This is a genomic window from Methanococcoides burtonii DSM 6242 (assembly GCF_000013725.1).
Taxonomy (GTDB): domain Archaea; phylum Halobacteriota; class Methanosarcinia; order Methanosarcinales; family Methanosarcinaceae; genus Methanococcoides; species Methanococcoides burtonii.
This window is the reverse complement of the sequence record NC_007955.1, coordinates 1,491,216-1,503,882: the sequence shown is the minus strand read 5'-3', so window position 1 is coordinate 1,503,882 and position 12,667 is coordinate 1,491,216. Positions and strand designations below refer to the sequence as shown.

At 39.9% G+C, this 12,667-nt stretch carries 18 protein-coding genes, 1 tRNA gene and 1 pseudogene; 8 read left to right on the top strand and 12 right to left on the bottom strand.

Annotation, left to right across the window (positions count from 1 at the left end; genetic code table 11):
• Nucleotides 1–12: 12 nt before the first annotated feature.
• Nucleotides 13–531 (bottom strand): 50S ribosomal protein L16, encoded by a 519-nt coding sequence (locus tag MBUR_RS07330; protein ID WP_011499478.1) that lies wholly within the window; start codon nt 529–531, stop codon nt 13–15.
• 321 nt (nt 532–852) lie between these two features.
• Between MBUR_RS07330 and MBUR_RS07325 the strand changes: the two genes are divergently transcribed.
• From MBUR_RS07325 to MBUR_RS07315, 3 genes are all read left to right on the top strand, one after another.
• Nucleotides 853–1,386: a MogA/MoaB family molybdenum cofactor biosynthesis protein gene (locus tag MBUR_RS07325; RefSeq protein WP_011499477.1), complete on the top strand. Its 534-nt coding sequence runs from the start codon at nt 853–855 to the stop codon at nt 1,384–1,386.
• 205 nt (nt 1,387–1,591) lie between these two features.
• Entirely contained in the window at nt 1,592–2,293 is a 702-nt protein-coding gene (locus MBUR_RS07320) for an RAD55 family ATPase (RefSeq protein WP_011499476.1), read from the top strand.
• Nucleotides 2,294–2,383: 90 nt separating this feature from the next.
• A complete protein-coding gene (locus MBUR_RS07315) occupies nt 2,384–2,644 on the top strand; it encodes a YhbY family RNA-binding protein (RefSeq protein ID WP_011499475.1) in 261 nt (86 codons plus the stop codon).
• A 2-nt stretch (nt 2,645–2,646) separates the two neighbouring features.
• Here MBUR_RS07315 and MBUR_RS07310 read toward each other — a convergent pair whose 3' ends face one another.
• The 8 genes and pseudogenes from MBUR_RS07310 to MBUR_RS07275 form a co-directional block, all read right to left on the bottom strand.
• Nucleotides 2,647–2,955, bottom strand: a complete 309-nt coding sequence (locus tag MBUR_RS07310; RefSeq protein WP_011499474.1) for a DUF190 domain-containing protein — start codon at nt 2,953–2,955, stop codon at nt 2,647–2,649.
• A 21-nt stretch (nt 2,956–2,976) separates the two neighbouring features.
• Nucleotides 2,977–3,342, bottom strand: a pseudogene (crcB, locus tag MBUR_RS14630) (fluoride efflux transporter CrcB).
• 1 nt (nt 3,343) lies between these two features.
• Nucleotides 3,344–3,721, bottom strand: a complete 378-nt coding sequence (crcB, locus tag MBUR_RS07300) for a fluoride efflux transporter CrcB (protein ID WP_011499473.1) — start codon at nt 3,719–3,721, stop codon at nt 3,344–3,346.
• A 32-nt stretch (nt 3,722–3,753) separates the two neighbouring features.
• Nucleotides 3,754–4,038, bottom strand: coding sequence for a ubiquitin-like small modifier protein 1 (locus tag MBUR_RS07295; RefSeq protein ID WP_048063305.1), 285 nt, complete (start codon nt 4,036–4,038; stop codon nt 3,754–3,756).
• Nucleotides 4,039–4,318: 280 nt separating this feature from the next.
• Nucleotides 4,319–4,395 (bottom strand) — tRNA-Pro (locus tag MBUR_RS07290).
• A 159-nt stretch (nt 4,396–4,554) separates the two neighbouring features.
• The gene (locus MBUR_RS07285) at nt 4,555–5,106 is read right to left on the bottom strand and encodes a UbiX family flavin prenyltransferase (RefSeq protein WP_011499471.1); all 552 of its coding nucleotides are present in this window, start codon (nt 5,104–5,106) and stop codon (nt 4,555–4,557) included.
• 2 nt (nt 5,107–5,108) lie between these two features.
• Nucleotides 5,109–5,471, bottom strand: coding sequence for a hypothetical protein (locus MBUR_RS07280; protein WP_011499470.1), 363 nt, complete (start codon nt 5,469–5,471; stop codon nt 5,109–5,111).
• Nucleotides 5,468–6,670: an HD domain-containing protein gene (locus tag MBUR_RS07275; RefSeq protein ID WP_011499469.1), complete on the bottom strand. Its 1,203-nt coding sequence runs from the start codon at nt 6,668–6,670 to the stop codon at nt 5,468–5,470. Before MBUR_RS07275 ends, MBUR_RS07280 begins: the two co-directional genes overlap by 4 nt.
• 65 nt (nt 6,671–6,735) lie before the next feature.
• On the opposite strand from MBUR_RS07275, the gene cofD reads away from it, so the two are divergent.
• The 3 genes from cofD to MBUR_RS13015 all read left to right on the top strand — a co-directional run bounded on the left by cofD (nt 6,736) and on the right by MBUR_RS13015 (nt 9,215).
• Complete coding sequence (gene cofD, locus MBUR_RS07270; protein ID WP_011499468.1) at nt 6,736–7,656, top strand: 2-phospho-L-lactate transferase; 921 nt, start codon at nt 6,736–6,738, stop codon at nt 7,654–7,656.
• Nucleotides 7,657–8,034: 378 nt separating this feature from the next.
• On the top strand, nt 8,035–8,226 hold the full coding sequence (locus tag MBUR_RS07265) for a hypothetical protein (protein WP_157196673.1): 192 nt from the start codon (nt 8,035–8,037) through the stop codon (nt 8,224–8,226).
• A gap of 179 nt (nt 8,227–8,405) precedes the next feature.
• Complete coding sequence (locus MBUR_RS13015) at nt 8,406–9,215, top strand: protease inhibitor I42 family protein (protein ID WP_011499467.1); 810 nt, start codon at nt 8,406–8,408, stop codon at nt 9,213–9,215.
• Nucleotides 9,216–9,233: 18 nt separating this feature from the next.
• Here MBUR_RS13015 and MBUR_RS07250 read toward each other — a convergent pair whose 3' ends face one another.
• Complete coding sequence (locus MBUR_RS07250; RefSeq protein WP_332244254.1) at nt 9,234–9,653, bottom strand: ATP-grasp domain-containing protein; 420 nt, start codon at nt 9,651–9,653, stop codon at nt 9,234–9,236.
• A gap of 297 nt (nt 9,654–9,950) precedes the next feature.
• Nucleotides 9,951–10,145, bottom strand: coding sequence for a YegP family protein (locus tag MBUR_RS07245; RefSeq protein WP_011499466.1), 195 nt, complete (start codon nt 10,143–10,145; stop codon nt 9,951–9,953).
• Between the two features lie 217 nt (nt 10,146–10,362).
• On the opposite strand from MBUR_RS07245, the gene MBUR_RS07240 reads away from it, so the two are divergent.
• Nucleotides 10,363–11,193 carry a YihY/virulence factor BrkB family protein gene (locus MBUR_RS07240; RefSeq protein ID WP_048063585.1) on the top strand — a complete coding sequence of 277 codons (831 nt, stop codon included), beginning with the start codon at nt 10,363–10,365 and terminating at the stop codon, nt 11,191–11,193.
• A 497-nt stretch (nt 11,194–11,690) separates the two neighbouring features.
• A complete protein-coding gene (locus tag MBUR_RS07230) occupies nt 11,691–12,005 on the top strand; it encodes a hypothetical protein (RefSeq protein ID WP_011499463.1) in 315 nt (104 codons plus the stop codon).
• Between the two features lie 99 nt (nt 12,006–12,104).
• On the opposite strand, the gene MBUR_RS07225 is transcribed toward MBUR_RS07230, so the two are convergent.
• Entirely contained in the window at nt 12,105–12,617 is a 513-nt protein-coding gene (locus MBUR_RS07225) for a hypothetical protein (protein WP_011499462.1), read from the bottom strand.
• Nucleotides 12,618–12,667: the final 50 nt, after the last annotated feature.

The following is a 12,667-nucleotide window of genomic DNA, read 5'->3' as shown; positions in this document are numbered from 1 at the left end:
ATTGAAATATATTTATCTTACCAGTTCCTGGCCTTGATCTACTACGATCGTGACAGGAGTTGGTAATTTTTGGCCAGCCCTTCTCAAAGCATCCTTTGCAATGATGAAGTGCTCTTTGTTGACTGAGATCGTAAAGATCTTCTGTCTTGCGGATACCCTTGCAGCAGTACTGACATTCTTTCCGTATGCAGCTCTCATTCCACTTGATACACGGTCTGCTCCTGCGCCGGTTGCCTGCTTGTTCTCTCTCAGAACCTCGTGTGGGTAAACCCTGAGCTTCATATGGAAGCCGGAACGTCCTGCTGCTGTTGTCATTGCTCTGTTAGCAGTGATACGTGCAGCTTCAAGAGCTGTGTGTCTTATCTGGCATCTTTCATCTGCTAAAAGTGTTATCTTTACTGGGAAGTCAGCGGTCTTGTTTCCCATATCGAAGTGAATGACCTGACTGCCCGGTACACCGCCCATATATTTCCTTCTGGTGAATGAGCGTGACTTCACATTTCTATACATACTTGCTGGTTTTCTTACCATGAGTTTAAGCCTCCTTGAAATAGATTATTGTGATTTATTGTGATCTAAGAACGCACTGTCAAATTCTTATCTTTTTTAGAAGGTTATCCTGACCTGAAGTAGTGCGTCTTGAAATTCTTTAAATTGTTAATGTGTCAATGGTGCATCCCCCTATTACTTAGGGGTTTATAAGTCTTATCAATAGAATCATGATATATTGTTTTGATGAATTTTTCATTATGGCGCATCAAGTATAATTAGCTTTTGAAATGACCGTTTCTGCTTATATATGGAATGACGTTCCTGGAAATCCATATATAGCACATTATACATACTTTTATTATGAATACTGTCTCCAATCAACACAAGAAAGACGCAGTTAAAGCCTTTAAATTTGCGATAATCTCCATTTCTACCTCAAGGTATGAAAAGTATGGTTCAGGCACATCTCCTGTGGGTGCTGATGATATTTCCGGCAAAATTATGATGGACCTGGTCGAAGAAAATGGACACAATTTAGTTGATTATTGTCTTGTTTCGGATGAAATGTCTGCTATAAAAGAAGCTGTCACTGAAGCGATACTAAAAGGTGCAGATATTGTAATTACTACTGGCGGAACTGGGCTGACCCCTTCTGATGTGACCATTGAGTCCATAGTACCAATGTTTGAAAAGCAGATGCCTGGATTTGGTGAACTTTTCAGGTACAAAAGCACTGAACAGATCGGACCAGCAGTTATGCTGACGCGTGCTGATGCAGGCATTATGGGTGGATCTGCTGTATTTTGTTTGCCAGGATCTCCTGGTGCTGTCGAATTAGCACTATCCAAAATAATTCTTCCGGAAGTCGGTCACATCATTAAACATATTAGATAAGAATTTTATATAATAAGCTTATATCGTATGATTTACAATAGATAATCTTTCTATATAGTATATAGGATGCTTATATTATTTCGATGTTCAAACATGAGCCTATCTCTACGTTACTATTAAGTAGTTTTAGAAAAATGCACATGTTATACAGTTTCAGTGTTAACTCATATTATTGTCAGGGATTAATTCATCATAGGATATACACATGGTTGAATATTTGTTAGGTATAAAGGAACTTGATGACCTTATCGGGGGGGTTAGAGAGGGAACCAACCTGATGTTGATCGGTCCTCCTATGTGCGGAAAAGATGAACTTATCAATAAGATTGTTCATACTGGCCTGAAGAACATGGAATCTTCTATCATAGTTTCCACTCGTGAGACTGGGGAGCGTATCCTTGAATGGTTCTCTCTTAACGATTTTGATGTTGAAACGGCTAATCTGGGCATTGTGGATTGTGTGACCAAAACACTTGGAATTTCTACTCAGGATACGGCCCAGATCAAAAGGGCAGCAAGCCCGGTGGATCTTACTGGCATAGGTGTGAGGATGGGTCAGTATCTTGAAGAATTCCTTGTGCAGAAAGAGTCTCCTGGTCTGAGGTTATGCATAAATTCATTATCTACTATTTTGATGTATTCCAATCTACAGACAGTTTTCAGGTTCTTGCATGTCTATACAGGACGTGTCAAAGCAGCAAAGGCATTTGGTATTTTTGTAGTCGAGGATGAAACCCATGATCCTCAGACGGTGGCAACTCTGAAACAGCTGTTCGATGGTATGATCGAGATAAAAGAAACAGATTCAGGTCATGCTCTCAGACTGTTGGGCATCACGCCAAAACCGACCAAATGGTATGATTTTGAAATAAACGGCACGGATGTAAATATTTCCTCTCTCGAATGAACAATATCCTTACAAATATAATGATTTCAAAATATTGTTTACATGTGCTGCCGAAAGGTATAACTTAAATAAATTTTCTGTAGGTTCATCATGGATAAAGAAAGACTATACAAACTCAGGTCTGAAGCCACTAATATCAAACCTATTATTAATGTTGGCAAAGGCGGCATCACTGACCAGCTCATCATGGAACTGAAAAAACACATTAAAGAGAGGCATCTGGTAAAGGTAAAAGTTCTTAAAAGTGCTTCTTATGAAGATGGAATTGATGCGATAGCTGAGAATCTTGCTGAGGCCACACGGACAACTGTCATTGATGTAAGGGGAAGTTCAGTAGTACTTTACCGTTGATATCAGTGGATTATCTCCACTTCCTGAAGAGTGATCAGTCCTTCAGGGACCATCTTTCTTATGTTTGGGAGTATCTCCCTGATTTTTTCTTCTGAATCAATAGCTTCTACTATTATGGGAAGCTGGGTTCCAAGTCTAAGTATGCTTGCAGTATGTATCTTATTATGCACGCCATATCCTTCGATACCATGGAGGACTGTTGCTCCTGATACCCTGGCTTCTTTGAGTAGTTCCAATATGGCCTCATGTGCTACTTTTCCATCAAATATACAATTTTCATTAAGGAATATCCTGAGAATTTTTGATACCATGCTATCTAATTTTCTCTTAAATTAGATTAAGCTTGCTAATTGGTGGCCTATTAACACTCCTGATAGACACAAAAAAACATTTAATACTATATTTGAAATGAAACTGTTTCTTCTTCCTTCTTCAAGCATTCTGGAAGTTTCATATGAAAATGTGGAAAATGTGGTGAAAGAACCAAGCAACCCGATATTTACAAAGTGCAGACTAATATTCTAGGATGGCATAAAAGTGAGGGTTGAAAGAATGGTACTTCCGATCACGTTGACAAGGAGTGTTCCTGTGGGGATGTTCTTCACTTTTGGTACTATGCCCGACACTATGTATCTTAATGGTGCTCCCAGTGCCCCTCCAAGTCCTACAAGCAGGATCTCTTCCATTCCTATTGTCATATCACCTCTTCCTCCTTGAGATGTGTATGATCATACCTCTCCCTGCGAAGACTGCGAGAATGGTCATCAGTATGTTCGCTAAAATATTCACTATGGCCGGAGTTCCTCCGAGTGAATATGTTTGTACTACAAAAGTGGAAAATGTAGTAAAAGAACCCAAAAACCCTGTCCCGATGATCAAACGTGTTCTCTGGTCAACGTATCCGATGTATTCGTTGTCGTACATCAACATTCCTATGAGCAGACTTCCCAATACATTCACAATAAGTGTTCCTGTTGGTGATACTATGGTCGATGTTATGAGATACCTTGAGATAGCACCCAGGAATCCTCCTGCTGCAATTCCCGACAGTTCAATGATGGGGTTGGGAGTTCTCATTACCAGGGTCTGCTGTTCATCAATAAATTGCTTTAACCGCCGGACACCGGTGGAAATATGGCAATCTCATCGCCTTCGTTCAAAACAGTGTCCGATCCTTCAAGGTGCTGGATATTGTTTCCATTGATCAGGATATTAATGTAGGCTCGAATTTCCTTTTTGCCTCTATCATCATCATAAATAAGTTCCTGTATCTGTGGGTGATCGTTCTGAAGTATGTCCAGTATTTCCTGAATGTTCTCTCCTTCTAGTTCAAGTTCGGAAACACCTGCGATCTCCCTTAGGTTTGCGAAAAGTTTTATTTTTACTCCGACCATGGCAATTTGTGTGTACTGCATATTTAATAAAACTATCCAGGATGTTTGGTACATCGTTCATGTGCCTGAGATTCATGGGGAGTGCTCGGGTCTGATCTGATTCTCCTGGTGTATGGTTTTAGACCGTATGGTTTTGTTGCTACTCGCAGATCTAATGGTGGTGTAGTTCGTACAATGGTTGTAGTGTGGATGTAAAACTAGTATGTGCTGTATAGTGTGGGTACAATCCAGGTGCAAACGGTATATCAATAAAGTTGTAAAACAATTGTATAAAAGATTCTGGTGGGATAGCGCGGATTTGAACCGCAGTCCAAGCGTCCCAAACGCTCGAGGATGACCAGGCTACCCTACTATCCCATCGTGTGAATCACATGCACAGAACCTCGCATGCAGCGTCTTTCATGACACGATTCCCTAAATATGACTTATTATAGATATACTTATCTATTCAACCCCTGGGTCTTATGTTATATTTTATGGAAGTTGGACGGCAATTATGGCTACAATGCCAAATTATCATTTCCAGCGACGATATATGCTATTTTCTATCTTCATTAGGTCAAGTGCCCTTCCTGCCATAAAATCGATAAGTTCTTCCATTGCGTTTGGTCTGTTATAGAATCCCGGGCATGCGGGCAACAAAATTGCTCCTGCATTGTGTGCTCTTAGCATGTTCTCTATATGTATTCCGCTAAGGGGAGTTTCGCGTGTCATCAGTATCAGTTTTCGCCTTTCCTTAAGACAAACGTCTGCCGCACGTGCTATCAGGTTATCAGATGTTCCATTTGCCACAGATGCCAGTGTTTTCATGCTGCAGGGGGCAATTATCATTCCTTCGAACGGGTGAGAGCCACTTGCGATCGGTGCTGTAAAATCCTTCTCATCGTAAACTGCAGTTGCCATGTCCTCGATGTCTTCCGTGGTGTAGTCGGTTTCCACTTTGAGTATTTTCTTAGCTGCTTCTGTGAGGACCAGGTGGGTATCAATATCCATTTCAGAAAGGACTTCCAGAAGCCGAATGCCATACTGGGCGCCGGATGCTCCACTTATCCCAATAACTATCTCCATTGTTATGCTTCCTCCAATGCTCTTATTAGATCATTAATAAGTTCATCAGCTTTTGAAAGCACTTCTCTGATCTCCTCATTCGTTATATCCGGAAAATGTATCCCTGCGGTAAGTATTGTTGTGTTATGGGTGGCAGAAGTTATCTTCCTTGCTGCATCAAGTGCAATAGCATCATCTCTGTGGGAAGGCAATGTGATGACTGAAGAGGATGCATGTCCTCCAGTGTTGTCATAATGCCCAACAGCAACTGCGCCCACATGGCCGTCTCCTCCGGTGAGTGTCACAATGATGTCGTCCCCGATATTCCTATGTTCCAGTACAAGTTCTCCCCGACTTGTTAGTTTTGTAAGTATTGGCAAATTCATTCCTCAATGTCGCTAAAACGGTATTGTGTAGTTTCTTTTTTAGCACCGAAGAACTCGCGTGCAGCTTTACCCACTGCATCTCTGTGCTCCTTTATAGTATAAACTCCCATCTTCCAATTGTCAAAATGTGCTTTTTCAAGGGTTGCAACGATATTGGATGCTTCATCAAGACGTACCATTTTCCCGTTCATATTGATCAATGCTTTCATTTCGGCAATTTCCGGTCTTTTCGGAATATCGATGAGTATCTCCTGACTGTCGATGCCCACCATGTCTGCAATTTCGGCTTCGACCCTTTCCACTTTTCCTCGATACCGCATAACTCCTTCTCCTACCACTTCATGACCGACATGAAGGGCACGTTTGTAGAGCCTTCTTTCATCAAGCCTTTTGGCGATCTTTCCTGCGTAATCGTCATCTGCCCTTATCAGTTCAAATAATTGATCATCTTCCATCATTCTTAATTTGAAAGGATCCAGGGCACCTTTGTCAATAAGATGTTTCACTGCCCGTGTGAACATTGTCTCAGCGATCCTTGATACGTGATGGTAATAAACAGATGGGTGCATCAGAAATCGGGATACTAGTAGTGACTCTGCTGCTTTCAGACCGCCTGCGTTCACAACAAGATTATTTTCGTAGAACCTCATCTCATGTATGAGGCGGACATAGTCTACAAGTCCAAATGCTACTCCTGTATAATGTGCATCCCTTACAAGGTAGTCCATGCGGTCAACATCGATCTCACTATTGACTATTTTCCCAAGGTCTGTCTCACCTTTTATGTGGGCTGCGATGGTCATCGGGTCTAATCCGTTATCCTCCAATATCTCAGATATCTCTCCTTTCCTGAGGATCGATTTGACATCTTCATGTCGTTCTCTGGTATAATGTCTGATAAGGTTCTCAGTTGCGTGTGAAAGGGGTCCATGCCCGATGTCGTGAAGGAGTGCGGCTGCACGAAGTTCCTCTTTCTCTTCATTTTCAATAGAGTCTATCTGTGAGGTCAGCATGGTGGCAAGGTGCATGACTCCCAAAGAATGTTCAAAACGAGTGTGGTTCGCTCCAGGGTACACTAGATTCGAGAGTCCTAGTTGCTTTATTCTTCTTAATCGCTGCACTTGAGGAGTGTCTATCAGCGGCAAGATCAGTTCGTCCAGTTCTATATAGCCGTGTATCGGATCCCGGATAACCTTCATACCCTTTAAATATACCTCATTATATAATCATGTTCCGTTAATGCATAATACTGAGGTTATATTATATGATAATATTTTCAGGTGGGACCGGTACTCCTAAGTTGCTCGATGGTCTAAGGCACATTGTTCCGGAAGACGAATTGACCGTTGTTGTGAACACTGCTGAAGATGTATGGGTCTCGGGAAATCTGATAACTCCTGACATTGATACTATACTCTATCTCTTGTCCGGCCGAATTGATCGGGACAAATGGTGGGGCGTCAAAGACGATACTTTCCAGACCCACAGGGAGATGAAAGAACTTGGTCATGATGAAAGTATGATGATAGGTGATCTTGATCGTGTCACTCATATTATGAGGTCGGATCTATTGAGACAGGGACTGTCTCTGTCAGAATCTATACATGAACTGCTTTCTGTATATGGGATCGGGGTAAATGTACTTCCAATGTCTGATGACTCTGTTCGTACAATAGTCGAGACGCCTTCTGGTCATGTCCATTTTCAAGATTTTTGGGTAAAACAGCACGGTGTGCCGGAAGTTCTGTCCGTCGAACAGGAAGGCATTGAAGAGGCTTCCATATGTTCGCTGGTGCTAGAAGCGCTTGAGAGCGACGATGAGGTTCTGATAGGCCCAAGCAACCCTATCACAAGCATAGGTCCAATTATTTCCCTTCCCGGTATGTCCAGAATCCTCCGTAAGAAAAAAGTGGTTGCAGTAAGTCCTATTATTGGGAATGAAGCAGTCAGTGGTCCTGCTGGTAAGTTTATGACTGCTCGAGGGTTTGATGTGTCCTCCAGGGGTATTGCTGACTGTTATCGTGAATTTCTTGATGTCCTTGTACTTGATGATCGTGATACTACTTCCCCTGAACAGTTTCAAAAAATGGGGGTAGATGTCGTTTCTACAAATACGTTGATGAAGTCTCTTGAAATAAGTAAAGATCTATCAAAAAAGATCGTCTCCATTTTCGCCAATATATAAATTGAAAACCTGTTATTTTCAATTTAACGATCGTCAAAAAAGTGTCAATGGAACGTTTGCTTAATGAAGGTGGTATGAGCGGGTTGGGGAGTGGGGGTACTTTAAAAGAATTAATTTCCCGCTCATCTAATTAAAATAAATCATTTATTGTATATACACGTTGCGCCTTAAAATCCGAAATTTTACTAATTTTTCAGTAAAATTATAAATTTAGTAAATAAGTGTTGCAAACATTTTGCTCAACAATAACTCGATTCTCAATTTGATAAAATTGCTTCTACTGGATTGAATCTTGCTGCACGTTGGGTGGTTTAGACTCCTGTGACCAGATTAAGTAAAAATACACTTATAACTGTTATAAATATATCCGCACTGTTGATGATCACGGGAATCTTTTCTATTCCATATAAATCTGCAGGGACTGTACCGCTTCCTATCATCCGAGCGATTACTACTCCGGAGAACGATCCTATCATCGCTCCTATTAATCCCAATATCCCACATTCAAGGATGAATATTCTGCTTATTGTAGATACCGGGGTTCCCATTGTCATGGGAGTAAGGCGATAGATGGGTAGGTGGGATGTCAGTGATCTCTAAGAAAAACTGTGAGTTTTTATTTCCTCATCGATTGATTGTTAATTACTATAATTTTGCCAAAAATCAATATCGAATAGCTTCAAATGAATTCGTAGTTTAAGATATGGATATATAGGAACGGGTCATTTCTGTTATTAGGAGATATTACAATGAAACGATATACACGAATGTGCATTCTCGTACTTATTTCAATTGTGGCAGTTACAGTTGCGGCATTTTCGATGGGTTGTACGGATACTGGCACTACTGATGATCCTCTGGATGTTGATGATACGGTTGTTTCAGGAACTGTCTTTTCCGAAGAAGCGAACAGCAGTGAGATATCTCTTAAGATGGGCGACAGTATAGTTCTGAAGCTCAATGAGAATCCTTCCACAGGTTATTCGTGGGACCTTTCTCTTCCTGAAGGCATCGTGCTGGTAAAAGATGAGTTTGTAGGTCCGGATGAGCCAATGCCGGGTGCGGGTGGTGTTCACGAATGGACTCTCAAAGCTTCATCTGAGGGAAATTATCAGATAAATGCTATTTACAAGATGTCCTGGGAGAATGTGACCGGCAACGAGGATACGTTTACTATGAATGTAGTTGTCTTGGCTGACTCGCTTGCATCCGATGACACTGGTGAGGAATATATAGTTGGTACTGCTGTTGTGGATGATGTTCAAATAATGGTCATGGAATCATTCCCCCTTCAGATAAGTGTGACAGCAATCGGGAATCTGCCTGATGGTTGCACTTTCATCGATGAGGAGAACATTGAGACCGTTAATACTGGAAATGGATTTGATATCGCACTGAAGACCAAAAGACCAAAGGATGTAGCATGTACTCAGGCACTTGTTCCTTTTGAAGTAAACATTCCTCTGGATGTATATGGTCTTGAAAAGGGTGTTTATACCGTAAATGTGAACGGTGTTACTGGTACATTTGAGTTCATCATTGACAATGTAATGGAATGAGGTTCTTAAGAACCTCTTTTAATTCATATTTTCTTTGTTCCCTTCTTCCTCTTCCGGGATCATTCCAAGACGCACTCTTATGAAGTTGCACATTTCCTGTGCGATATCTATGCCACAACAGCTTTCCACACCTTCAAATCCTGGCGAGAAATTCGCTTCACATACTTTGAAGTGTTCTCCATCGAAAAGCAGGCCCATTCCTGCGATCTCAATACCGAAAACACTTGCACTTTCGGTAGCCAGCCATTCTATCTCAGGTGTCATTTCAAAGGACCTTATCATTCCTCCTCTTGATAATTTATCTTTGAAATCTCCTTTCTTTGCTACCCTTACCATGCGGGCTATGGCACGTCCTCCAATAATTATGACACGAAGGTCCCGTCCCATACTGGTACTTACGAATTCCTGTAGGGTCAAAAGAGTACGATTATTTTTAATTTATTCTCTGCACATAATTTATTATTGTCGTATAAAGATCGGTACATAATAATTTCAATCATTTCTCACTATTATATATTCAGTTGAATGTATGTGGCAGAAGTTGGGGTATGATGTACACAAGGGCGGATTGATGGCTCAAAGGCAGGAATATGTATGGCTCATAGTTCCATTTCATGTTGGCATTGCTAATGAATTTCTTTGATTCCCAGCGAAAATATGAGCAATTTCAAAATGTAAAAATGTTAAAAAATTGCAGAATTGAAATGATACATTCCGGATATCCGAAATGACCACTTATTCTCCTTCAGAAGGTGTCTCGATCTCAACTATCTCGGCATCCATGGCATTGTTCTTGACAGACTTTATACCATTCATGCAGCCTGCTTTGGTCGCATAGCCCTGCCCTGTTGCTACGATCTCTCCATTCTTTGCTTTGAGCCTGAACCTGTATTTTCCACTCTTGTCAGTATATATTTCAAATTTTGACATATTCTTCCCCTTTTCAGTAATACAATCCATTTACAATGTTTTACACATCAGCAAAACGCTGATGCATTACTCCCATTAAATTCTTGTGCGGTTTGGGTTAAATACCTTTTGTCCAGAAAGGTTGTGGGACAAAAATAAGTATAAACATCGTTCTTTTTTTAACCCTGAAAACAAAAGTTATCAGAAACTAATTGTAGCTATAAGTTCATTGCTTTTCATGGGAAAACTCAAGGATGTGGCTTTACAAACTATTAAAAGATGGATTGCTGACGATGGTACCTCTTTCAGTGCAGCTCTTTCATTTTATTTAATACTCAGTCTTCCTTCCTTACTTTTATTTTCATCATCCCTGGGAGGAATGTTCTTGAAAGTGGAACTACTTCAGGCAACAATTATCGATTACATTTCACCTTTTGCAGATGAAGAAATTATAAATTCATTTAATCTACTCTTCCATCAATTACCGGAAACAAGTTCCCTGACATTTGGATTGATAATCAGTTTTTTACTTTTCCTCTGGAGTGCTGGCAACATCTTCTTACAGTTCCAGAAAACGATCGATCATATGTGGGGAGTTTTGGATTCTAAAAAAGGATGGAGTCAAAGATTGTTCAAGAAACGTATCTCTTCATTTGTTGCGGTTTTTATCTTTAGCTTGTTGCTGATAATAAGCATTCTTGCAGAGATATTTTTAGTAGTGATCTCAAACATGCTCACTATCATTCATCCGTTGCCTTTGGAGCTTATGCAATATATTTCCTCTATCGTAACCTTCTTCGTACTTATATTCTTTTTTATTTATCTTTATATGGCCCTTCCTGACAAGAAGGTCAAAATTAAGTATATTGGCATAGGCTCATTTCTGACTGTCTTTTTCATCACCCTTGGCAAACATCTTTTTAGCTTATATATCTCATATAGCAATTTTACAACTGTTTATACGAAAATTGGTGCTTTTCTCGCTATCTTTTTGTGGATGTATTACTCTTCCATCATCGTAACACTAATGGCTGAATTTATCAAAATTTACTCAGATCTTGAACAATAAATTGTGTAGCCTGCAAATTTCACCAAGAACTTAACTTCTTTTAATTAGTTAAACTTAGATTAAATAGTAAATTCAAAAAAACATCGTTTCTTCTCTTTCTGAACTTAAGATAAATGAACGTGTAATCGGTTCATATCCAACACTGGAAGAGTTCGGAAGAATAAAAGAAGACCTTACACAGCTATTGGTTAAACTAATCCACTTAGTCGACCATTTAGGCTTAGAATACATCACAGATGAATACTTTGAAGGTGGAAAACGCTTCTATCCTCGTCACGATTTTCCAGAATGGGACTACAAGAAAAACCCAGAATCAGCAGAAATACCATTGCCTGATAATCTGGCATCCCTGCGTTTCCTTTCATTTGTAGCATTCAATAAGAATGGATTTCAAGTTTTAGAGACATAGTAGATGCTACCGGAATACCTGAAATGTCAGCGTGGCGATACTTGGAACAATACCACATACTCGGAGTTCTGGATACAATCAGAGATACATGTACAAGGGTCTTTTTCGAAAAGAGAACACATGGATAAATATCAAAGATGCCCTTATCAAGCTCTCCAACTATCTTGATTTCGGCTACAAGAGCGTTTATGGGCACATCATTTATGATACAAAAAAGGTTCGTGCATGGAAAGACAGAGACAAGAACTTAATTCCAATGACACGACACAATAAAGCCATCATAAGAGTGGATACACAACAATATTATGATAGACTAAAAAGAGAGTTCGATGCTCTCGGAATTGTTCGCCGTCTGGTTTTAACCGGACTTGGCGGCTTCAGAGCATCGATGTATAGAGTTTGAGTGGTGGAAGCTATGGATTTTATGATCTAATATCATAAGTTTGACAAACCATGCGAATAATGTAAGTACTCATTTAGATTTCTAGCAAATTCTTTGAATTTACTCAACTCTGAGGGTTATATTATTGGACCGAATCACTCCTTCCCAGTAAGGTTTGGTGAAAGTATTCAAACCACGAACAAAATATTTTGCAGACAGGGAGTGATTACCTTTGCTAAATGGGTTCCACCCGATTGGGTTTACATTGATAGATAATGATTCGTTTGGTTTCAACTCAACAAGTGACTCATCACCCATTAAATCAAGTGCAGGCATATGTTCATATTCAATATCAGAACCATTAGAATAAATTATATTATAAGTAGAAAACTCTTCAAGTATAGCTACATTAACTGTATAATTTCCTTCATTTTTTAAAGTAAGTTGAAGAGTGGATAATTCATTTATCTCTTTGATAGACAATTCAGTTGGCATTAAACCAAGTGTCAGATTCACATCACTAGGATTCATTGATTCTTCAACTGGAGGGTCATTGTCAATTCCAGTGCATCCAGATACTAAAATGCATATGGAAAATAAAATGACGTATTTCAGTAAATGTCTATTTTTCATGTTAACTAAAGTAGCGTTTTCTCTATAAATATTTGTTGGGTTCTCAATAT